Origin of the sequence: Cohaesibacter haloalkalitolerans, from assembly GCF_003574655.1 — a bacterium.
In the GTDB taxonomy this organism is placed as follows: Bacteria; Pseudomonadota; Alphaproteobacteria; order Rhizobiales; family Cohaesibacteraceae; genus Cohaesibacter; species Cohaesibacter haloalkalitolerans.
In genome coordinates this window covers 637,164-659,318 of sequence record NZ_QNUM01000002.1, presented here as the reverse complement: position 1 = coordinate 659,318, position 22,155 = coordinate 637,164, and the positions used below count along the sequence as shown (strand labels likewise).

General features: G+C 59.4%; 21 protein-coding genes. 9 read left to right on the top strand and 12 right to left on the bottom strand.

Translation table 11 applies throughout. The annotated features are described in order from the left end of the window. Positions 1-11: 11 nt before the first annotated feature. Positions 12-746 carry a sterol desaturase family protein gene (locus DSL70_RS06880; RefSeq protein WP_425359341.1) on the bottom strand — a complete coding sequence of 245 codons (735 nt, stop codon included), beginning with the start codon at positions 744-746 and terminating at the stop codon, positions 12-14. Positions 747-1,072: 326 nt separating this feature from the next. Here DSL70_RS06880 and DSL70_RS06875 point away from each other — a divergent pair, with 326 nt between their 5' ends. Further along, complete coding sequence (locus DSL70_RS06875; RefSeq protein ID WP_205563176.1) at positions 1,073-1,837, top strand: alpha/beta family hydrolase; 765 nt, start codon at positions 1,073-1,075, stop codon at positions 1,835-1,837. Between the two features lie 21 nt (positions 1,838-1,858). Here DSL70_RS06875 and DSL70_RS06870 read toward each other — a convergent pair whose 3' ends face one another. The 5 genes from DSL70_RS06870 to DSL70_RS22205 form a co-directional block, all read right to left on the bottom strand. Next, positions 1,859-2,488 (bottom strand): DUF930 domain-containing protein, encoded by a 630-nt coding sequence (locus DSL70_RS06870; RefSeq protein ID WP_162916418.1) that lies wholly within the window; start codon positions 2,486-2,488, stop codon positions 1,859-1,861. 153 nt (positions 2,489-2,641) lie between these two features. Beyond that, positions 2,642-3,277, bottom strand: a complete 636-nt coding sequence (locus tag DSL70_RS06865) for a thymidine kinase (RefSeq protein WP_119307130.1) — start codon at positions 3,275-3,277, stop codon at positions 2,642-2,644. Positions 3,278-3,423: 146 nt separating this feature from the next. Next, positions 3,424-4,386: a 1-acyl-sn-glycerol-3-phosphate acyltransferase gene (locus tag DSL70_RS06860; protein WP_119307129.1), complete on the bottom strand. Its 963-nt coding sequence runs from the start codon at positions 4,384-4,386 to the stop codon at positions 3,424-3,426. A 515-nt stretch (positions 4,387-4,901) separates the two neighbouring features. After that, a complete protein-coding gene (locus tag DSL70_RS06855; protein ID WP_119307128.1) occupies positions 4,902-5,312 on the bottom strand; it encodes a tellurite resistance TerB family protein in 411 nt (136 codons plus the stop codon). Between the two features lie 73 nt (positions 5,313-5,385). Next, positions 5,386-5,544, bottom strand: a complete 159-nt coding sequence (locus DSL70_RS22205; RefSeq protein ID WP_162916417.1) for a hypothetical protein — start codon at positions 5,542-5,544, stop codon at positions 5,386-5,388. Positions 5,545-5,726: 182 nt separating this feature from the next. On the opposite strand from DSL70_RS22205, the gene DSL70_RS06850 reads away from it, so the two are divergent. Together DSL70_RS06850 and DSL70_RS06845 are read left to right on the top strand one after the other, a co-directional pair. Beyond that, positions 5,727-7,349 (top strand): lysine--tRNA ligase, encoded by a 1,623-nt coding sequence (locus DSL70_RS06850; RefSeq protein WP_119307127.1) that lies wholly within the window; start codon positions 5,727-5,729, stop codon positions 7,347-7,349. A gap of 54 nt (positions 7,350-7,403) precedes the next feature. Continuing rightward, positions 7,404-8,873 (top strand): alpha/beta fold hydrolase, encoded by a 1,470-nt coding sequence (locus DSL70_RS06845; protein WP_119307126.1) that lies wholly within the window; start codon positions 7,404-7,406, stop codon positions 8,871-8,873. Positions 8,874-8,896: 23 nt separating this feature from the next. On the opposite strand, the gene DSL70_RS06840 is transcribed toward DSL70_RS06845, so the two are convergent. Together DSL70_RS06840 and DSL70_RS06835 are read right to left on the bottom strand one after the other, a co-directional pair. Next, complete coding sequence (locus DSL70_RS06840; RefSeq protein ID WP_162916416.1) at positions 8,897-10,066, bottom strand: hypothetical protein; 1,170 nt, start codon at positions 10,064-10,066, stop codon at positions 8,897-8,899. Between the two features lie 169 nt (positions 10,067-10,235). Beyond that, on the bottom strand, positions 10,236-10,895 hold the full coding sequence (locus DSL70_RS06835) for a helix-turn-helix transcriptional regulator (protein WP_119307124.1): 660 nt from the start codon (positions 10,893-10,895) through the stop codon (positions 10,236-10,238). A 296-nt stretch (positions 10,896-11,191) separates the two neighbouring features. On the opposite strand from DSL70_RS06835, the gene DSL70_RS06830 reads away from it, so the two are divergent. Genes DSL70_RS06830 through arsC form a run of 3 tightly spaced genes read left to right on the top strand, consistent with a single transcriptional unit; the run spans position 11,192 to position 13,073 of the window. After that, a complete protein-coding gene (locus tag DSL70_RS06830) occupies positions 11,192-11,554 on the top strand; it encodes a DUF952 domain-containing protein (protein WP_119307123.1) in 363 nt (120 codons plus the stop codon). Positions 11,555-11,571: 17 nt separating this feature from the next. Continuing rightward, positions 11,572-12,672 (top strand): quinone-dependent dihydroorotate dehydrogenase, encoded by a 1,101-nt coding sequence (locus DSL70_RS06825; RefSeq protein ID WP_119307122.1) that lies wholly within the window; start codon positions 11,572-11,574, stop codon positions 12,670-12,672. Between the two features lie 38 nt (positions 12,673-12,710). Further along, positions 12,711-13,073: an arsenate reductase (glutaredoxin) gene (gene arsC, locus DSL70_RS06820; RefSeq protein WP_245418112.1), complete on the top strand. Its 363-nt coding sequence runs from the start codon at positions 12,711-12,713 to the stop codon at positions 13,071-13,073. Between the two features lie 78 nt (positions 13,074-13,151). Here arsC and DSL70_RS06815 read toward each other — a convergent pair whose 3' ends face one another. Continuing rightward, a complete protein-coding gene (locus DSL70_RS06815) occupies positions 13,152-14,489 on the bottom strand; it encodes an MATE family efflux transporter (RefSeq protein ID WP_119307120.1) in 1,338 nt (445 codons plus the stop codon). A 562-nt stretch (positions 14,490-15,051) separates the two neighbouring features. Continuing rightward, complete coding sequence (locus DSL70_RS06810) at positions 15,052-15,351, bottom strand: DUF6460 domain-containing protein (protein WP_205563175.1); 300 nt, start codon at positions 15,349-15,351, stop codon at positions 15,052-15,054. 265 nt (positions 15,352-15,616) lie between these two features. Here DSL70_RS06810 and DSL70_RS06805 point away from each other — a divergent pair, with 265 nt between their 5' ends. From DSL70_RS06805 to pdeM, 3 genes are all read left to right on the top strand, one after another. After that, positions 15,617-16,474, top strand: coding sequence for a GGDEF domain-containing protein (locus DSL70_RS06805; protein WP_119307119.1), 858 nt, complete (start codon positions 15,617-15,619; stop codon positions 16,472-16,474). A gap of 187 nt (positions 16,475-16,661) precedes the next feature. Continuing rightward, positions 16,662-19,181, top strand: coding sequence for a ligase-associated DNA damage response DEXH box helicase (locus DSL70_RS06800; RefSeq protein ID WP_119307316.1), 2,520 nt, complete (start codon positions 16,662-16,664; stop codon positions 19,179-19,181). A gap of 44 nt (positions 19,182-19,225) precedes the next feature. Beyond that, the gene (gene pdeM, locus DSL70_RS06795; protein ID WP_119307118.1) at positions 19,226-20,080 is read left to right on the top strand and encodes a ligase-associated DNA damage response endonuclease PdeM; all 855 of its coding nucleotides are present in this window, start codon (positions 19,226-19,228) and stop codon (positions 20,078-20,080) included. 46 nt (positions 20,081-20,126) lie between these two features. Here the strand turns inward: pdeM and DSL70_RS06790 are convergent, their stop codons facing one another. Both DSL70_RS06790 and DSL70_RS06785 read right to left on the bottom strand, forming a co-directional pair. Continuing rightward, positions 20,127-20,912 carry a TIGR02186 family protein gene (locus tag DSL70_RS06790; protein WP_119307117.1) on the bottom strand — a complete coding sequence of 262 codons (786 nt, stop codon included), beginning with the start codon at positions 20,910-20,912 and terminating at the stop codon, positions 20,127-20,129. Beyond that, entirely contained in the window at positions 20,909-21,832 is a 924-nt protein-coding gene (locus DSL70_RS06785; protein ID WP_119307116.1) for a sulfite exporter TauE/SafE family protein, read from the bottom strand. The genes DSL70_RS06790 and DSL70_RS06785 overlap by 4 nt, the downstream gene beginning before the upstream one ends. Between the last annotated feature and the right edge of the window lie 323 nt (positions 21,833-22,155).

Below are 22,155 nucleotides of genomic sequence, written 5' to 3'. Positions count from 1 at the left end.
GACAGGGCTCTCTATCGCTTCAGAAACGGCAACAGCAGCGACCAGACAAACTGGCTCGGCTTTTCGTCCTGATAGGGATCGAGCCCGATGGTCATTCCCTTATGACCATCTGCCGGCTGGGCCACATAGGTGCGGAACATCCTGTCCCAGATGGAAAGGTTGAAGCCGAAGTTGGAGTGGGTTTCCCGCGGCCGGTTGGAATGGTGCACCCGATGCATGTCAGGGGTCACCACCGCCAGTCGCAATACCCGGTCGAGTTTTTCCGGCAGGCGCACATTGGCATGGTTGAACAGCGCGGCGGCATTGAGCACCACCTCGAACAGGAACACCGCAATCGCCGGCGTGCCGAACACCAGAACCCAGACAATCTTGTAGACAAGCGAGAGCAGGATCTCCAGCGGGTGGAAGCGCAGCGCCGTTGAGACGTCGATGTCGCGGTCCACATGGTGCACCTTGTGCAGCTTCCAGAACAGCGGGATCCGGTGTGAGAGAAGGTGCTGCAGCCAGATGGCAAAATCCAGAACGAGGAAGGAAACCAGAACCGACAGCCATGTGGGGATCGACAGCAGGTTGAACAGCCCCCAGCCTTGCCCTGCGGCATAGAGGGCCATACCGATTGGCAGGATGGGCATCACCAGTCGGGTCACCACGCTGTCCAACACCACGATGCCCCAGTTGGTCAACCAGCGCCGCCTCTGTGGCAGGGAACGCTGACGTTTCGGCAGAGCCCATTCGGCCAGCGCCATGATGACAAACACCGAAAGAAACACACCGAGCCGGAGGCTGGCTTCGCCGAGCCCGAAAAGGGAGAAGAGATCACTTTCCTGCATGGGGACATCCATTGTCTGCCGGAGCTGATAATTTCGCTTTTTTGCATCTATAGCCAGAACGCCCGTTTGGCGCAAATTGCAACTTGGTCTGATGGCTCACTTTGTCGTGACGGCAAGGCGTGCGCTGGCTGGCGGACTTGCCTGCACTTCCGGATTTACAGGCGTTTCAAATTTCCGTTGCCTTTTGGGGCGAAGCTGATAGAAAGCCGGGACCTCCAGTTCAACCTGAAAAAGACCGTACCATGTCCAATCCTGCCCCGATCACTGCCGACAGCCCTTTTGATTTTCTCATCAACCAGCCGGAAGGAAGCCCGCGCGCTGTCCTGATGCTGGCGCATGGTGCCGGGGCGCCGATGGATTCCTCCTTCATGGAGCGGATAGCGTCCATGTTGACCGACAATGGCATTGTCGTGGTGCGGTTCGAGTTTTCCTACATGGCCCGTCGCCGTGTTGACGGCAAGCGCCGCCCAGCCGGTCGCGCCGAGCGCTGGACGCACCATTATTTCCGTGCCGTCGAGGAACTGCTGCAGGGGGAAAACTGGAACCATGCCTGGGATGATCTGCCTCTGCTGATCGGAGGCAAGAGCATGGGCGGGCGCGTCGCGGCGATGCTGGCCTGCGACGAGGATCTTGAACTGGCGGTCAAGGGTGTCGTGGTCTTTGGCTATCCTTTCCATCCGATCGGCAAGTCCGAGCCTGCCGACTGGCGCCTTGAACCGCTTGAGGCAAGCCTGCTGCCGGTTCTCATCTGTCAGGGCGAGCGGGATGATTTCGGCTGGTGGGACGAGGTGAATGCGTTGGAACTGCCGCCACAGGTAACCCTTGAGTGGATCACCGATGGCAGTCACGATCTGGGGCCGACCGGCAAATCCGAAGCGACGATGAAGAGCAACCTGATGCATGCCGCCAAGCTTGCGGCCGACTTTGCCGCCAATCCGCCGGTGCTGGAAATCGATTTCGGATCCGATGGCCCGATTGACGGACTGGATGAAGACGACGACGAATAGGTGTCGTCTGTCCCTTCCTCACTATTCGTATTTGGTGAGGTAATGCTCTTCCCAGTCGCTCTTGGGCACGATGGTGCCGACGGCGAAGGCGAGGCTTTCCACCTTGCTCTGATCCGTCGACAGCACGCAGTCGAACTTGACCCGGTGCCAGTTGTCATGGCTCCAGAAGACGGCACCGTTGGCAATCATGTGGTTGCCCTTGTATTGCACCTCGCCAAAGCTGTAGGTGACCATGCGTTCGGGTTTGTAGACATCGCTCCAGGCTGCGATCTGCTCAAGCGCCTCCAGCGAGCATAGCTGCTCGCGCTGTTCATCCAAGGCCAGCGTGCGATACTCTTTGAGGCCTTCCGCATTCTCCGGTCGCTGTAACACCTCTCCTGAATAGATACGGTTTGAATGGATCATGCCATCGGGCTGCTTTAGCGCCTTCTGAGCCTTTTGCGGAGTAGGGGGCTCTATGGGCGGGGCGGCGGCCTCTGGTTCGGCCAGTTGAACGGCCTCCAGCGGAGGCGGTGCTACAAAGGGGATGATCTCCACCGTGATCGGCGGTTCCTCCTGCGGCGCGTCCAGCAGACGCGGCGCGATGGAGACGAGCGCGAGAATGAAAAGGCCATGCAGGATGAGCGAGACGGAGACACCGCCAATGTGCATGCTTTCCGAAACTGTTGGCTCACATGGTCGCATGATCCGCACGCCGGGCCGGCCGCTCCTAAGGAAATCGATGGATATGGTGTGCCGGTTCACTGCCCGAGAGCAAGACCTGCTGTCATCCTAGTGCGTCAAAGCTGTGGCAAGAGCGTGGCATCACACATCAAAAGGCAGATCGCCTTGCGGATCGGACCGGTCTGCGTCTCCAAGGTCTTTGCTGGCCCAGTGCTTGCGACAGAGCGAGACATAGCTTTCCTCGCCGCCGATGACCACCTGATCGCCTTCATCAATGATCTTGCCGTCATGGTCGATCCGCACCACCATCGAGGCCTTGCGGCCACACCAGCAGATGGTCCGCGCCTCGCGCAATTCATCTGCCCAGGCCAGAAGCAGCCGGGAGCCGGGAAACAGGCGTCCCTGAAAATCGGTCCTCAACCCGTAACACATCACCGGAATGCGTAGCTCGTCTGCCACCCGACACAATTGCCAGACCTGCTCTTCGGAGAGGAACTGTGCTTCGTCAAAAAAGATGCAGTCGGGCCTTTTCGCCCCGGTTTCCCGGTCATATTGATTGGCGACATGTTCGAACAGATCGGTGTCTGCCGCAAAGACGAAGGCTTCAGCCTTGAGCCCGATGCGGGAGGAGATCTCGCCCACCTTGGTGCGGTTGTCGAGTGCTGCAGTATAGAGCAGCGTCCGCATGCCCCGTTCGGCATAGTTATAGGACGCCTGCAACAGCAGGGTCGACTTGCCAGCATTCATGGCCGAATAGGTGAAATAGAGCTTGGACATGCGGGAATCGTCTCGAGCAAACGGAAAACGGGTCCCTAGTTGCTAAATCCGCCCGCCCGAATATGCAAGAGCGAGCCTTCAGCCCCTGTCGCGCATGTGGACGATCATCAGGCAGCCATGTTGCCTCAGGGCTCGGCAGATGCTGCTCAGGCCTTCGGGTTGAAACGCTGGTCCGGATGGCGCGGCAAGTCCCGTTCCACATAGAGCTGCATCCGGGCCGCGATCTCGTCCATGTCCCCCAACAGGCTGTCCGGATCGATTGGCTCGCCGAAGGTGATGTGGAACTTGGCGCCATGCTTGTTCTGCAACTCGCGAATGGACTGGATGTCGCGCAATTCGGTTGAAATCTGGCTGAGAGCATAGAAGGTCAGCGAATTGCGCGCCCGGATATGACCCGGGATGATCGGAATCTTGTGCTTTTTCGCCATCCGCAGGAAGCTGGAATTCCAGGGCCGTTCCTTGAGACCTCTGCCGTTCCAATAGGACAGGCGACCGGATGGGAAGATGCCCACCAGCCGCTCGTTGCGGAAGGCTTCGGCGGCAATCGACATGGTACGGCGCATCGCCGAGCGGTCGCGCAGGTTCGGACGCCATTCCACCGGGATCATCAGGTCGGCGGCATTGGGGTTGATCGACAACAGGTCGGCAAACACGAACAGCGCCAGATCCTGCCGCACCTTGCGTACCTGATCGAACAGCGCCAGCCCGTCGGGCAGACCGGTGGGATGGTTGGTGGCAACGAGACAGCCTCCCTTTTGCGGCAGCTTCTCAAGGCCCGTCGTGGTCACCCGCGGTTCCATCAGCGCCAGCATGGCCTCTGCCATCTGATAGCCGGATTCGTTGTAGCGCCATCCGGCAATGAGGCGGCAGAGATTGTCGTAACGCACGGCCTTGCGGATAAGAGGGGCGTAGGCCGGTCCGAACCGCCCGGTGACCAGATGCCGTGCCCGCACTTCGATATACCAGTCCACCAGTTCGCGCACATCATCCGAGATATGGGCTGTCCGTTCACGATGTCGGCGGGATTGGCGGGCGATCAGGCTGGATTGGGCCTTGTTGACCCCGTCATAGATGACGCGCATGGATTTCTGTGCCAGAGTTTCACCCATAGCCTTATCTCCCCTTGGAACCCGTGTCTCGAGTGCACTTTTAAGAACCGGACCGACCCTTGCACGATGTCTGAGGCTCTGGTCGGCGCTCTCTTCCAGTTGGCGGGACTCTCTGTTGCAAGCTTGTAAAGACTGGCAAATCAGCCCATCAAGGCTGACTGAATTTATCAATCTTGCAACAAATTGATGACATGCCGGGCAAAATGGTGCCAGTCCAACAAAAGTAGGGACAAAAAGAGGCGGTTATCAAAAAGAAACCCGGCGGTGTGTCCAATCTTGTACTGGCCCGCACTGGTTTGTCTGGTCGTTCGTGAGCCTGACCTGTGGGAATGCCGCCCTGAAATCGATCTGAGCTCTGCTTGAAAGAAACACGTAATCAGTCTGTCAGTGGCCTGTAACGCGTGTCAGTCACAGGCAGCGGTTGCCCCGGATGCCATCCGGGGCTCGCAAAATGGCAAGGTTGATCCGTTGTGCCGTCTTGCAGCAGGCAGGTCGGATTGCCCCGCGCTTGTCTGCTAAATGTGGCGATAGCGTACGCGGGCGCTGTGCTCGATGGCGCCAACATGCAGGCGGTCCAGTTCGAGCTCATCACGCAGCAGCAGCAGGAACTGCAATTCGTCCTGTTCCACCTGCAAGTCGGCAGCAGCCACTTCAACAGCCAGAGCATAGGCGGTTTCGCGCAGCTTTTCCGGCAGGCTGGCGCGGACGACCTGAAGGACGAGATCGACGCCGCCCTCTGCGAGCAGGTCCGAGCAGTCACGGGAAACCGTAACGAGGCGTTCCTTGTCGAAATCTGCGAAGACGGGCAGGGTCTGCACCTCTTCTCCGATTTTCAAGAGTTCGGAATCGGTCATGGTCCGGTCAGCAGCGGATGTTGAAACCATCACATAGATAAGCGCTTCTTCCGGCGAGACGATCTTGGTCATTCTTCAGTTCCTGTTTTGGCGCACCAATGCGCGAAAGGGCACAGTTGCCTGACTTTCATCAAGTCTACTGAACTTAGGCATCAACAGCGCCCGGATCAAGCAGGGCTTTCGGCCTTTCCTGTGGGAAGCCGTATCCCAGAAAGCTTTCTGCGGACCTTCCGTCCGCATATTGTCCGAACACAACGGCACTCTCATCGATATTCTCATGGGCAATGGCATTGCGAAAGGCCAAAAAGTCCCTTTTCTTGAGCTTCCTGATCAGCTAGAACAGCGTCGACGGCTTGCCTTGAGGGCAGGCCGTCACCTGTTTATTGTCACAACGGACCCGGCAGCAAGAGCCCATCGGCTGCCAATCGGGGCATGGCCGATGAACTGCCTGACCCTGATTATCAAGGACACTCAAGGAAACTGATCATGACTTCGCAAACCGCCCTTCCGCTCGCGCTCTCCGATGAACTCGTCGAAGCTGCCGCAACGTCCAAGGCCTGGCCGTTTGAAGAGGCGCGAAAACTGGTCAAACGCTATGAGAAGTCCGGCATGCCGGACGAGGTCCTGTTCGAGACCGGCTATGGCCCGTCCGGCCTGCCGCACATCGGCACCTTCGGCGAAGTGGCCCGCACCTCGATGGTCCGCACCGCTTTCCGCGCCATCACCAACGACGCGGTCAAGACCCGCATGCTGTGCTTCTCGGACGATATGGACGGCTTCCGCAAGGTTCCGACCAACCTGCCCAATCAGGAGATGCTGGCTGTACATCTGGGGCTGCCGCTGACCAAGGTGCCCGATCCGTTCGGCACCCATGAAGGCTTTGCGCAGCACAACAATGCCCGCCTCTGTGCCTTCCTCGACCAGTTCGGCTTCGATTATGAATTCGCTTCCTCGACCGACTATTACACGTCCGGCCGTTTCGACGAGACCCTGCTGCGCATGCTGGAAGTCTATGACAAGGTCATGGACATCATCCTGCCGACGTTGGGCAAGGAACGTCAGGCGACCTACTCGCCCTTCCTGCCCGTCTGCCCGCGCACCGGCAAGGTACTGCAGGTGCCGATGATCGAGCGCAACGTCTCTGAGGGCACCGTGGTCTACGTGGACCCGGAAACCGGCGAGAAGGTCAAGGTGCCGGTCACTGGTGGTGCCGTCAAATGCCAGTGGAAGGCCGACTGGGCCATGCGCTGGGCTGCTCTCGACGTGGCCTACGAGATGAGCGGCAAGGACCTTATCGACAGCGTTACGCTGTCGACCAAGATTTGCCGTGCCCTTGGCAAGCCGCAGCCGGAGAGTCTGTCCTACGAGCTGTTCCTTGATGAAACCGGCGCCAAGATCTCCAAGTCGAAGGGCAATGGCCTGACGATCGAGGAATGGCTGACCTATGCGTCGCCGGAGAGCCTGTCTCTCTACATGTTCCAGAAGCCGAAGACCGCCAAAAAGCTCTATTTTGATGTCATCCCGAAGGCCGTGGACGAGTATTTCACCTTCCTTGGCAATCTCGATAAGGAAGATCTCACAAAGCAGCTGAACAACCCGACCTGGCACATCCATTCGGGCAACCCGCCCAAGGTGGACATGCCGATCACCTTCGCGCTGCTGCTCAATCTGGTGAGTGCGGCCAATGCACAGGACAAGGAAGTTCTCTGGGGCTTCATTTCCCGTTACGTGCCGGGCGCCAGCGCCGAGAACCATCCCAAGCTTGACGAACTGGTCGGTTATGCCATCCGCTACTTCGCGGACTTTGTCAAACCCAAGAAGGTCTTCCGTGCGGCGACCGAAATGGAAGCAACCGCCATGCAGGATCTGGCAACCCGTCTGGCTGGCATGAAGGACATCTCCGACGCGGAAGCCTTGCAGACCGAAGTCTTTGCGGTTGGCAACTCCTATGAGTTTGACAACCTGCGCGACTGGTTCAAGGCGCTCTATCAGGTGCTGCTGGGGCAGGATCAAGGGCCGCGCTTTGGCTCTTTCATCGCCCTTTACGGGGTCGAGAATACCATCGGACTGATTGACAAGGGGCTGAAGGGCGAGCTGCTGAACGGCTGATCACCCATCGCCATATCGTCCCTATCAAACCTCCACCGGAGAGGGAACCGAACAATGAAGGCTGGCAGGAAGAGACAGAAACGCTTTTTTCTGCCAGCCTTTCTTTTGGCATTTGTGCTGGCTGGCCTTCTGTCCCTGTCGGCTCCGCTCAGGGCCGAAGACAGTCATGTGCCGCTTGAGCCGGTGGATTGTCCCGCCTCCGCCACGGAAGGGCAGGACGTTGTCTGTTTCATCTTCCATGTCCCCTCGGACTGGAACGACATCGCCAACCGCCCCATGCAATTGCCCGTCATGCGCTTTGCCCCGCTGGGCAAGGGGGCAAGCCTGCCACCCTTGCTCATTCTGGCGGGTGGTCCGGGGCAATCGACGATCCTGCTGCAAAAGAGCATCGTCAACAATCTCAAGTTCCTGCGCCAGAAGCGCGAGATCATCCTCATGGACCAGCGCGGCACCGGCCCTCTGGCCGAGGCGTTGCAGTGTTCGGACGCTCTGGGCAAGGGCGAGATCATCGATAGCGACAAGCTGATTGATTGCCTGAAGAAAGCCGAAAGCGAAGGCTATCGCCTCTCTGACTATCGGACGGATTTTGCAGTAGAGGACTATCGCGCTCTGCGTTATGCGCTGAAGATCGACAAATGGGCCATCATCGCCAGTTCCTACGGCGCACGGGTGGCGCAGGGGCTGGTCCGGCGCGACGACAAGGGGATCGACCGCATCCTGTTCAACGGCCCGCTGTTTCTGGCGACCCGGTTGTTCGACTGGAAGCCGGAGGAAAAGGTCGACGACCTCATTGAAGTCTGCAACGACGATGATGCCTGTCGCGGTGCCTTCCCCGATCTCTACTGGGACTATCAGCGACTGCCCTTCGCCATGCGCAATGTGAAGCTGGCCGAAGGCGAGACCTTTCCCGCTTCTGCCCAGCCTTTCTTCTATCAGAACCGTCTTGATGCGTTGCTGTCTCTCAACAAGGCAGCTTCTGTGCCGGCAGACATTACGGCTACGGCGCACAGCGTCGATGAGGCTCTCAAGCAGGATAGCATCTGGTCCCCACCCGACCCGCTGCCCCAGTCAATGAAGCGGATCAGTCTTCTGATGCACTTTGCCATCTCCTGCGCCGAAGAAGTGGAGCGTCTGGCCGATCAATCCGAACTGGACCTGCTTCAGCCTCTGACGGTGGGCTTTTACCGGCAGGCCTGTGAGCGCATCAAGCGCGAGACCACACATACGGTCAAACTCAAGAAGGGATGGGATCAGGGTGCCAAGTCAGCCCGCCCGACGCTCATTCTCAACGGCGAACTGGACACGATCGTCCGTCCCGATGCCGTCGCCGAGACGCTACCGCTTTTCTCTGACGCGGCTTGGGTGACCATTCCATTCGGTGGCCATGATGTGCTCAGCATCAATCTCTGTGCGCGCGAACTGGCGGACCGCTTTCTTGCGGGGGCTGAGCCCGAAGCGATGGACACCGCCTGTGCCAACAACCGCACGCTCGCCTTCACGCTCACCGCGCAAATGGCCAAATAGCGAAGCCGCCCCGCAGGGTCGCCTCACTGGATCATTTCGAAGCCGGGAGGGAGTGGTAGTTCCTTCTTCTCTACCACCTTGTCGGAGGGAGGCGTCATGATGGACAGGGCGCCCGAGTTGGCGTCTTTGAGCAGCTCCGGCGAGGAAATCGGAGCAAGCGCATCGCTCTGGCTGCGCAGCATGCTCGACACCTCATCGGTTTCTTGCTGCCGTACCATGATGTCATCCCCGGACTCCGTGGCTTCAGTGGCGAACCGACCACGTTTGGCTTCCTTCGCCTCGAACATCTCGTCCTGATAAAAACCTTCTTCCGGTTCCGCCCAGCCAAACCGCACCACCCAGCTTGCCAGATCAGTCACATTGACCGGCTCCTCGCCGGGTTTGAACTGGTTGATGCCGGGGCCGAGATAGCAGGTGGCCGCGTTCGAGCCATTTCTGGCCTTTTCGTCGTTGCTGGAGCCATCGGCTCCGACCCAGTCGCATCGGACGGAACGAAAGCGAATGAAGCGGCTGAGGGCGGAGGCACCGAGCGTTGTGCACTTGGCTGTTCGCCCGGACATCCAGCAGTCTTCATCGGCGTTCACCGGCTTGAGGTGGGCCAGATTGACATCCACGTCCCGAAACTTGCTGACGACCAGCGACAGACGCGATGGAGACAGGACCGAGACTCGACGGAAGATTTCCGGCAGCGGATCAGGCTCAGGCGCGGGTGGCAGGGGGCTGCCGCTTTCCCTTACCAGCGGTGCAGCCTGATAATAGGGAGAGAGCGCATAGCCGGGTGTGACATTGCGGCCGGGAGGCGCAACCAGCTTGCCTGCCTCGGGGCCTTGCAAGAGCAGCTCCATAGTCTGGGAGGCAGCGTTCTGGGAGGCAGCGCTGTCTTGTTCCGCTCGTTGCTCAGAGGTGCCTGCCGTAGTGGTCTCGGCAGAGGAATGGGAGCTGTCTACATCCGTAGCCGGGCGTGGATCGCTCTTTTTGCGCTCGGAGGAGGACTGATAGGAATCCTGCGGTGCCGTCGTATCTCCCTGCCAGTACCAGAACAGATAGAACACCAGCCCCGTGAGGGCAAAGGCTGCGCCCAGCAGCATGATGTTGCCCACCAGCCTGTTCAACCACGATCGCTCGGCGGCGGGTTGCTGGCTGGCATGGGGCTCTGCCATCGGCTTTCCGATTGTCCGCCTTTTTCTGCTCATGGTCTGCTCATGGCTTCGATCACGCTTCTCGGGTTAGTCACGGCTGTCCGGGATTCGTCCATGGACAGCCATTAGGGGAGACTATACCCACAAATGCGGAGATTTAAAGCCGCACTTCTGACAAGCCAAACAAACAGTTCGGAGGCAGGCATGCAGTCAGTGATACCGTTTACTGACTGGCCCAGAGGATCTTGGCAATCTGGGCGGCATGGCCCGCCTCGATCTGCAAGGCCGGATCACCCGCGATCAGCGGCAGAATCTTGCAGCTTCTTTCGGCTATCTCGGCCAGATCGCCAAGGCAGATCTCGGTGCGGCCATGGCTGCGGTTGAAAAACAGCACCCGATCGCCGGGTTTGATCGCACAGAATATGCCAAGCAGCAGGATGGCTCCCTGTTTGTAAAAGGGGGCAAAGCGGTCGTGATCAAGCTCCAGCACAAAAACCTGCTCCGCCGGGGTCACACCCGAAGCGATATCGCGTTGATCACCGGGAGAGGGTGACAGCGATAGGCGCTGGTCCAGTTTCTGCGGGAAACGGGCGATATCGGAAGCCGGGCGCTGGTCGAGCAAATCCTCATATGGCCAGACTACACAGCGACGCTCACCCAGCAGCTCGACGAAGAATGTCTCGACGGAGAGGTTTGTGGCATCGAGTATTCTGGCGATGGACTCTGTGGAGGGCCATCGTGGGCGCCCATCCCGCTGGAAGCGTTTGGAGCGGTTGAATATGCTCGAGTCCAGCCCGGCCCGGCGAGCCAGAGTGGAGGGCGAAATATCTTCGCGCAGCGCAAGGGCGTCAATTGCTCGCCATATGCCTTCGTGGGATAACATCAGTGATTCTCAACCAATAAATAAAACTTGCCTAAACCATAGGACGTGAATTAAATATTGCAATCAAAGGTTGTTTTTTTCACAAACTTCTCGGACCTATTGTTGACAAAAGCCCTTCGGGGGCCTCCCTCAAGGAGCCTTTTGCACTCAGCGGCGAATGCGGGAACTTTGCCACTTTCCCGCTTGCTATGGGGCTGCTATTAGAATTTCAAAGAATCCGGACAGGTTTCATGCCGCGCGTCCTTTCCGAAAGGAGCCCTCCGGAGTGATCGGCTTTTTCTGGAGCGTGATGTCCGATGGTGAAACGCATCTACAAGCTGGCGACAAGAGATCAGTGGGCGGGGGCCAGGGAAACGGGGTTGTTTCTCGGCGCACCGGTGGATCTTGCCGACGGGTTCATTCATTTTTCCACGGCCGCACAGGTGGAGGAAACCGCCCGCAAGCATTTCCGGGGTGTTGATGACCTGCTGCTTCTTGCCGTATCGGTTGACCAACTGAGTGCTCTCGATGGACCCCTGAAATGGGAGCCCTCCCGTGGCGGCGCCCTGTTCCCCCATCTTTACACCAGCATGCCGGTATCCGCCGTCCTTGAAGAGATCGCCTTGCCCATCGATGAGGAAGGCTTTCATGCATTTCCGCAGTTGCAACAAGAAGAATAGAACAAGAGCAAAAGACCATGTCCAACCCGTTTATTGACACGATGGCGCGCAAAGCCCTCTTCACGTTAAACCCGGAGCTGGCGCACAAGCTGGCCATTGTGGCGCTCAAGACAGGGCTGGTGCGAGGTCCCAGACTGCCCGACGATCCGGCATTGAAGGTCCGGCTCTGGGATCTGGAGTTTCCCAATCCGCTTGGCATGGCGGCCGGTTTTGACAAGAATGCCGAAGTGCCCGATGCGACCCTCGCTCTCGGGTTTGGTGCGACCGAAATCGGCACCGTCACGCCACTGCCCCAGCCGGGCAATCCAAGGCCGCGTCTGTTCCGCCTCATTGATGACGATGCCGTCATCAACCGCATGGGCTTCAACAATGAGGGCCATGCAGCCGCCCATGCCCGCCTTGCCGCGCGCAAGGCGAGGCCGGGCATTGTCGGGGTCAATGTTGGTGCCAACAAGGACAGCGCCGATCGTGTTCAGGACTACGTGAAGGGCATTGCTGCCTTTGCGGATCTGGCGTCCTTCTTCACGGTCAACATTTCCTCGCCCAATACGCCGGGCCTGCGTGACCTGCAGGCGCGGGACGCGCTGGACAATCTGCTCGCCCGGGTATTGGAAGAGCGCGACACCCAGACCAAATGGGTCGGCCGCAAGGTGCCAGTGCTGCTCAAGATCGCGCCGGATGTGGATGAATTCGGGCTGGATGATATCTGTGCCGTCGCCGTCGCACGGGGCATCGACGGCATGGTGGTCTCCAACACTACGCTTGACCGGCCCACGCATCTCAAATGCCAGAAGCAGCTCGCTGAAGCAGGGGGGCTGTCCGGCAAGCCGCTGTTCGACAAGTCGACCATTGCCCTCGCCAAGACCCGCAAGCGGGTTGGCACCAAAATGCCGCTGGTGGGCGTTGGTGGCGTGACCGATGCACTCTCGGCCGTTGAGAAGGTCCGGGCTGGCGCCAATCTGGTACAGTTCTACTCCTCCATGGTCTATGGTGGTGTATCCATGGTGGGCCAAATGGTCATCGGGATGTCCGGCATTCTGGCCGACAGGGGTGTCGCCCATATCGACGAGATCCGTGGCGAGAGCTGTGACGACTGGGCCAAGCATCCGCTGGCTTGACGGGTAGCGATTAGATAAATGGCCTCAAGGCGAGGCCGATGAAGAAGGTAGAGAGCATGAGCACGACCATCTGGCACAATCCGCGTTGCTCCAAATCGCGGCAGACCCTCGAACTGATCGAAAGCAAGGGCGAGACGCCCGAGATTCGCAAATATCTCGAGGACGCGCCGAGCGTTGCGGAAATCCGCGATGTCCTCGGGCTGCTTGGCATCGAGCCACGCGCCCTGATGCGCACCGGCGAAGCCCTTTACAAGGAGCTGGGTCTGGCAGATGTGTCCGATGCCGACGCCCTGATCAAGGCCATGGCTGACAATCCCAAGCTGATCGAACGCCCGGTGGTCATCAAGAACGGCCAGGCCCGTCTTGGGCGCCCGCCGGAATCGGTGCTGGAAATCCTCTAGGCAACAGCCATCAAAGACCATGAGAGATCAACAAAAACGGGACCACAGATGGTCCCGTTTTTGTTGATGGGCTGGCTGTCAGGCGAAGGCCCTGGCCATATGCTTGGGTAGCATCAGGCCGAGGCTGATGCCGCGTGCGGCGAGGAAGCAGAGCAGCCCCAGCCACAGACCGTGATTGCCCAGGGACGGCATCGCCAGATACTGCACGACGAAAAACACGCTGGTCGCAAGAATGGAGACATTGCGCATGGTCGAAGACCATGTCGCGCCCACATAGATGCCATCGAGCTGGAAGGCGATGGTGGCAATCAGCGGCGTCATGGCGACCCAGAAGAGATAGACCCGTGACAACGCCCGCACCTCGGGTGCCGTGGTCAGGGCATCTATGATCGCAGGGCCAAGCAGCAGCATGATCAGACTGAGGCCCAGCCCGAGCCCGAGCCCCCAGCGCAGGGTCAGCCGCACGGTCTGCTCGAAGGCCGGACGATAGCGTGCGCCGATGGCCCGCCCGCCAAGCTGTTCTGCTGCCGTGGCGATCCCGTCGAGGAAGAAGCCGCCGAACATGAAGAATTTCATCAAGAGTTCGTTGGCTGCCAGAATATCATCTGTCTGCCGGGCGCTCAGTGCCGTGAACAGGGTGAAGGTGAACAGCATCACCATGGAGCGAATGAAGATGTCGCTGTTGACGGCCAGAAAGCGAGCAAAGGCCTCACGATGAAACAGCCGTGGCAGTGGCACGCGCCAGTCCCGCCGCAGATGATGGGCCATCATGCCAAGGCCGACGAGGGTGGCAACCACTTCGGCGGCGATCGAGCCGAAGGCCGCGCCCGCAACCCCGAGGCCCAACCCGAGCACGAACCACATGCTGAGCACAACGTTGATGCTGTTCTGAAGGATCAGCAGGACCATGCCCTGCCGCGATTTTCCGAGCCCGAACAGCCAGCCGAAAATGGCATAGTTGGCAAGACTGAAGGGCATCGCATAGAGCCGGATGAGGAGATAGGTCCGGGCTGCCTCATTGACGGCAGAAGACCCGCCCATCGCGGTCAGCGCCCATGGCACGACGAACGGGCCGATCAGCACGGTGACGAGTCCGAGAACGAGTGCGATCATCAGGGCGCGGTAGGCCACCGCCCGTTCCGAGACATGATCTCCGGCTCCAAGTGCCTGTGCTGTCAGCCCCGTTGTGCCCATGCGCAGGAAGTTGAACGAGGAGGCGACGATATCGAACAGGGACGACCCGACCGCTATCCCCCCCATCAGGGCTGCGCTGCCCAGTTGGCCGATAACCGCCATATCGACAATGCCGACCAGCGGAACGGTGATCAGGCCAAGCGTCATGGGGATGGCAATACCCAGAACCATCCGGTTCGATACGCCAAAGGCACGCGGGTTGTGGTCGTGAGCGGGATCCATGGGGCAAAGTCACCAATGTAAAGGCATGTGGTGTGGTGTGCAGGAGGCCTGCCGAAAGGGCTGCCAGAAGCTTTATAAGCAGGTTGAAAGCGGTGTCTGAGCCTCAAAGCTCTAGCATCAGATCCCGACAAGAGAAAGCATAAAGATTACACCATGATGTCATGCAGACACGAAACACAGCCTGGAATGAGCTGAAAGAGTGCCGTGAACGACTGTTGTGGAGGTGCATCGGCAGCGGAGATGAGGGCGATCCACCCGCGATGGCGAGGCCAGAAAGCAATCAACCGCCGCACGGGGACCATTCGTGCGACGGTTGATTTGCAGTGTCAAATCCAAAACCCTACCAAGGAGGTACTGGGGATGGGCGTGGAACAGGCACTCTGGTTTGGGAAGTTGTCAGACCGGAGAGACATCTTCCCAAGTGACCCTGAAACGCCAATGGACTGGCCTTTGGCTTCCTGTGTCTCAGGATCGTTGCTGTTGAACAAACTATCGCGCTTTCGCGGCGCCAAGTCATCTTAAACATCAGTAATGTCTTGGAAAGGTTCGCCCTCCCGAAGGGTCAGGGCTCCTTGCGGCCGATCTTCAACAGCCGCAGGATCAGCCAGATCGGGAAGACGATGAGCGCGCCGAGCAGAAAATATTCGACCGCCCAGTGAATGGCATCGAAGCCCATGTAATAGATGTGCTGCACCAGGCTTGTCAGATAGGAAAGCAACTGGCGCGGGTGCAGATTGAGGGCGCTGAGGACAACGCCGACCACAACCGAAAGACCGATCAGCCGCAGAATGACCGGACCGGGCGAGCCGCCGAAAAAGCGCGAGAGTTTCGAATCGGTCACGGTGTCATCTCCTTGTGCCATGCAAACCTCCATGGGCCATCTGTGCGGACAGCTTTCTCCGGTTTGAACCATCATAAACGAGCATGTAGTTAACTTGAAGGTTGGCTTCAACCATTGATTAATCATACGGGGGGAAATTCGGCGATAATTGCCAGTAGTAATACTTGTATTGCCCGTCCTACGGATGGATTTTATCCAATATGCATGCTTAACCCTACCATGTAATTCAGCGATGAAAGCATCCTGTGTGGGCGGGATGTGCTGATGACTGGGGACGTTTGCAGTGATGACTGACGAATTTCTTGATGGCTTCTGCAGCTATCTGAGCAAGATAAAGACAACGGGACACATGCTCGTTGCGGCGGCTCTTTTCGCCGCGGTTTGCAGCCTTCTTTCTCTCGCCAGCACCCATATCGCCTTTTTCAACGTCAGTTCGCCGATCCTGCCCTTCGTCAAGATCCTGACCTACATCATGCCTTTCCTGCTCGTCTTCATGACCAGCTTCCTGCTTATTCGCGGGTTTGCCCGGCTTCATAGCAAGAATGAATATCTGTTCGAGGTTGCCGAACGGGATGACCTGACACGCCTTGTCAATCGTGCCGGCTTTCTGCGCCGGGGCCAGAAGCTTGTCCAACTGGCCGAACGGGACATGTCCTCCCTGTCAGTGATCATGCTGGACGTCGACCATTTCAAGTCGATCAACGACACAAGCGGCCATACCGCGGGCGACATGGCGCTCAAGCATTTGGCGGATGTCCTGCGCCAGACATGCCGCACCGGCGACGTCATCGCCCGTTGGGGTGGCGAGGAGTTCGCCATCATCATGCCACTTGCCAATGCACAAGGGGCGGCCATCCTTGCCGAGCGCCTGCGCGAAGAAGTGGCCAAGTCTCCGCTCCACTGGAACGATAAGACGGTTCAGCTTACCATCAGTGCCGGAGTGACGGAATGGCGGCATCAGCAGGACAGCTTCGAGGCCTTGATCGAACGCTCCGACCAGGGCCTCTATCTGGCCAAGAACGAAGGTCGCAACCATGTGCATCTGCTCCGTTCCCATCTCGAAACCGTCGCTGGCTACGAACAGGATGTCTGCTTTGACGAGCAGCCAGACCGGGCGCCGGTGAAAAGCGAAGCGGCCGCCTGAGGAATAGGCCGCCTGAGCTAAGCGTCAGCCCAGCTGGACAAAAAGTCCTGCGCAAAGTCAACCGGCTGATGACATTAACGAAGAGCTGACCCATAGTCTCTTCATGACCCAGCCAATCGACACAGACCCTGACGACAGCAAGGCGCCAACCCTCGGGCGGCTGGAAACCCGCTTTGCGCTGCCCTCTATGGGCGATCGAACGCCGCCGCTCCCGGTGGTGGTCGAGCGCTGGCTGAAGGGGCGAGGCTGGTCGCTGCGTCCGCACCAGAGGGCGATGCTCTCCGCGCAAGACGCCGGACAGCCGACCCTGCTCATTGCCCCGACGGGGGCAGGCAAGACCCTCTCGGGCTTTCTGCCCTCGCTGATCGAGCTTGAGGAAGACAGGCGCAAGGGCGGGCCGGAGGTCTGGCAGGACAGGCTGCACACCCTCTATATCTCGCCGCTCAAGGCGCTGGCCGTCGATGTGGCGCGCAATCTTGAAATGCCGATTGCGGAAATGGGGCTTGATATCACGGTCGAGACCCGGACCGGCGACACCCCGGCCCACAAGCGTCAGCGGCAAAAGCAGCGCCCCCCCAATTTTCTGCTGACGACTCCCGAACAGCTGGCCCTGCTGCTGGCCTCGCGTGAGGCCGAAACGCTGTTTGCGTCTCTGAGGACCATCATTCTCGACGAGCTGCATGCCCTTGTCACCTCCAAGCGCGGTGAACTGCTGAGCCTCGGCCTGTCGCGCCTCAGGGCACTGGTGCCCGACGTCCGTCCGGTGGGGCTTTCGGCGACGGTGACCGACCCGCTGGAGCTGGCCCACTGGCTGGTGCCCCATGCCGAAGGCAAGCCACTGAACGAGCCCCAGATCATTCAGCTTAAGGGCGGCATGAGCCCCAACATCGAGGTACTGGAATCGGAAGAGACCATCCCCTGGGCCGGTCACAGCGCCCGCTATGCGTTGCCCGACCTCTATGCTCTCATCAAGGCGCACAGGACAACGCTGCTGTTCGTCAACACCCGCTCGCAGGCCGAATTCCTGTTCCAGTCGCTCTGGACCATTAATGAAGACACCCTGCCGATTGCCCTCCACCACGGCTCGCTCGATGTGGGCCAGCGGCGCAAGGTCGAGGCCGCGATGACAGCGGGAAGTCTCAGGGCCGTGGTCTGTACCTCGACCCTTGATCTGGGCATCGACTGGGGTGATGTGGATCTGGTGATCAATGTCGGGGCGCCAAAGGGCGCGAGCCGCCTTGCCCAGAGGATCGGTCGGGCCAACCATCGCCTTGATGAACCCTCCAAGGCCATTCTGGTGCCGTCCAACTGCTTCGAGCTGCTGGAATGCCGGGCCGCGCTCGACGCCAATTATATTGGCGATCAGGACACCCCGCCGGTGCGGAAAGGGGGGCTGGATGTGCTGGCTCAGCATATTCTCGGGCGGGCCTGCGCCGGACCCTTCGACCCTCTCGACCTCTATCGCGAGGTCACCGCCGCCTATCCCTATCGCCAATTGCCGTGGGAGCTGTTCGAGCAGGCCATCGATTTTGTTGCCACCGGTGGGTATGCCATGCGGGTCTATGAGCAGTTTGCCAAGCTCAAGCCCCTAAAGGACAAGGAGACAGGCCGCACCCTCTGGCGCCTGTCTCACCCCAAGCGCGCCCAGCAATATCGCCTCAACATCGGCACCATCGTCGAGGACGCAATGATCAAGGTGCGCCTGACCTCATGGAAGGGCGGCAGCGGCGAGCCAAAGCGGCTCGGGCGGTCGGGTCGGGTGCTGGGCGAGGTGGAGGAGGGCTTCATAGAGGGCCTGTCGCCGGGTGACAGCTTTTTGTTTGCCGGGCAGGTGCTGCGTTTCGAGCGGCTTGAGGAGAATTCGGCGCTGGTGACGCGGACCCAGCATCGCGAACCCAAGGTGCCTGCGTATAATGGCGGAAAATTCCCGCTGTCCACCTATCTGGCGTCCCGTGTGCGGGCCATGCTTGCCGATCCGGAAAGCTGGCCAAGGCTGCCCGGGCAGGTCCGGCATTGGTTGCAGCTGCAAAAGGAGCGCTCGATCATTCCCGCAGCCGACGAGATGCTGATCGAGACCTTCCCGCGGGCTGGCAAATATTATCTCACGCTCTATGCCTTCGAGGGGCGGCTGGCGCTACAAACCCTCGGCATGCTGCTCACCCGCCGTCTGGAACGGGCCGGGGCCCGGCCCTTGGGCTTCGTCGCCTCCGACTATGCCCTGATGGTCTGGGGCCTCAGGGATCTCTCCAAGCTGGAAGCGGATTTGGGCTGGAGCTTTGACCAATTGTTCGATGAGGACATGCTCGGGGATGATCTGGAAAGCTGGCTGGCCGAGTCCGCCATGCTTAAGCGTACCTTCCGCAATTGCGCCGTCATCTCCGGCATGATCGAGCGCCGCCATCCGGGGCTGGAAAAGTCGGGGCGGCAGATCACCATGTCCTCCGATCTCATCTACAATGTGCTGAAGGATCATGAGCCGGACCACCTGTTGCTGAAGGCAACGTGGGACGATGCCGCAAGCGGTCTGTTGGATATTGCCCGCCTTGGCGCTATGCTCCGGCGGATCAAGGGGCGAATCGTCCACGCGGCCCTTGAGGAGCCGTCGCCATTGGCCATTCCGGTGCTGCTGGAAATTGGTCGTGAGCCGGTCTATGGCGAGGCGGAAGACGAGTTACTGCTGGAAGCGGCCGAGCAGATGGGGCTGTGACGCCCGCAATTGATTAAGACACGCGGCATCAGGAGGCCCGGACCATGGGGTGGCAAAAACGCCTGCAGCAATGCTCCCTTTCATCAAGGCTGCCGGAGGGTTTTGAAGAGCAGAGCCCGGACGGCGAGACCCCTGTGCCTACTGACCCTGTGCCTGCTGACCCGAATCCTGCCGACTATGTAGACTTTGCCTTTTCCCATGCCGGAGAGTCCTTCGTTGCCAGCCTGTCCGGTGCGCTCTACTGGCCTGAGCAAAAGACGCTGCTGGTTGCCGATCTGCATCTGGAGAAGGGATCGGCCTTTGCCCGTCTTGGCCAGTTTCTGCCCCCCTATGACAGCCAGCGCACGCTTGACCAACTGGCGCTCGATATCGCCCATTTCAAGCCGCAGAAAGTCATCTGCCTTGGCGACTCGTTCCATGACGTCGACGGCCCCAAACGCATGGCGACCAGCATCGCCGAGCGTCTGCACGCTTTGACCGCCGCGCAGGAATGGATCTGGCTGACCGGCAATCATGATCCGGTGCTCTCCGATCCGCTGGGTGGTGTCGCCATCGACGCCATGACCCTTGCCAGCAGCACCATCCGATTGTCGCTCTGTCACGAACCGGGCGGTTCTCAGACCCCCGACAGTCCTTCGGAAAAGCAGCTTGAGATTTGCGGCCATCTCCACCCCGCCGCACGGATCCCCGCACGGGGCCGCACCTTGCGCTGCAAGTGTTTCGTGCTGACGGATGAGCGCATCATCATGCCAGCCTACGGCAGCTACACAGGCGGGCTTGAGCTGGATGATGAGGCCTTTGGACCCTTCCTATCAAGAGACTCGAAGCTGCTGGTGATCGGACGCAAGACCCTTGCCATGCATGATGCATCGATCTCTGTGCCAAGACGCAGGCGATAGCAAAGCTGCCGCCAAACGGGGGCAAGGGGTGCCCCGGCAAGACGGCTCAGTTCTTGCGGAAGACGACGCCGGTCATCCAGCCGGTGAACAGCGCAATCAAGACACAGGCGAGCCCATAGAAGAAGGCATGATCCCGCGCCAGCGTGAAGGCATGCTGTTCGAAGCCGGTCTTGGCCACATGCAGTGTCTGGGTTTCCGTGTGCAGAAGGGCTCCGCCCCGGAACAGATGCACCGTCACATCATAGCCGCCAACCTCCACATCAGCCGGGATGGGAATGGTGCTGCGGAACAGGATCTTGCTGAGGAAGGTGATAGACGACTGGTCGTCAGTGTAAAGGCCCTTCTCACGCATCTTTCTGAGCGCAGCCACCCGGAAGGGGTCATAGGTGGCAAAGCGATCCTGTGGGTTGAAATCGGGCGGCAGCAGCAGATATTGTGTGCCGATCTGCAACTTCGTCAGCAGCGTGGGGTGGGCGATGTCGCTCAGCTTGCGGGTGCTCGACAGGGCGTAGAAATTGGGCGCGTTGTTGTAGAGCTTGCGCTCCTTGTTGATCCAGATGCCGAAAGTGCGGTCCTTGCGGCGGGACACCAGCGTCTGGTCCCACCCTCGCACAATGACCACCAGATCATAGGGATCGCCGCGGGAAACGGTCGACTGGTCCCGCTCGATCGTGCCGAACACGACGATCTCGGAGCCGGTGAAATTTGATGAAATCTTGATCACCCGGTCAGACAGGTCGGCCACGATCCGCTCGCTGTGGGCCGCCGGAATGAACAGGCCAAGCGATAGAAGGAGACTGGACAGCAGGCTGACGAGGCGCGCGGGGGTCATTTGTAGACCTCCATCACCTCGGTGCTGTAATGGTCGGTCGGTTCGAGAATGAGATCGACGGCAAAGCGCAGCCCGACCATCAGAACGAGAATGCCCAAAAGGGCGCGTAACTGTTCGCCCTTCATCTTCTGCCCGATCTGTGCCCCGAACTGGGCCCCGATCGTGCCGCCGATCATCAGGATCAGCGCCAGCACGATGTCGACCGAATGGTTGGTGGTCGCATGCAGGATGGTGGCAACCGCCATGGTGACGAGGATCTGGTAGAGCGAGGTGCCGATGACGACGGCGGTGGGGACGCGCAGCAGATAGATGAGCGCTGGCACCAGCATGAAGCCGCCGCCGATGCCCAGCACAGTTCCCAGAAAGCCGATACTGGCACCAATCACAATCACCGGTAGGACGCTGACATAGATCTTCGACTTCTTGAAGCGCATCTTGAACGGCAGGCCGTGAATCCAGTTGTGCTGGCCCGGCTTGCGCATGGTGACGATGCCCTTGCGCGCCTTGACGATGGCGCGCACGCTCTCCATGACCATCAGGGTGCCGACAGCCCCCAGGAAGGTAACATAGGAGATGGAAATGATCAGATCGAGCTGGCCGAGCGCCCGCAGCTGCTTGAAGACAAAGACCCCGATTGTCGAGCCTGTTATACCCGCGCTGAACAGCACCGTCCCCAGTTTGAGATCGAGATTGCCAGTTCTGAGGTAGGCCAACGCGCCCGTGGTGGAGGAGGCTGTGATCTGCGCCGTCACGGAGGCGACCGCAACCGCAGGGGAAATGCCGTAGAAAATGAGCAGAGGGGTGAGAAGAAAGCCGCCGCCAACCCCGAAAATGCCCGAGAGAAACCCGACCGTGCCTCCCATGCCAAGGATGACAAAGATATTGACAGGCATTTCAGCGATGGGCAGGTAGAGCTCCACGTGCCACTCCAGTTTTTCCAGCCGCCAGGGTAACCGCTTGTCTCGCCCTCGGGAGCCTGAAACGCGCAGCATCTTGGTCGAGAACAAAGAGCCGGAAGCCGTTGCCGCTGAAGCACGGACCTTCGGGCCATTTTGCCTTTTCAGTCACGTTCTGATGACAGGGATCGTCGCTCGAACACATGAAAGATGTGTCTGCATCCTTCCCATATCGTGCGCACCAGTGTCAACGAAACATCTTGAAAATCACTTTAAATTGCACCGTCTTGCCAGAAAAAACAGCATCTGTGCAAAGCCCGTTCGTCTTTTGCCCACCCCATCAACTG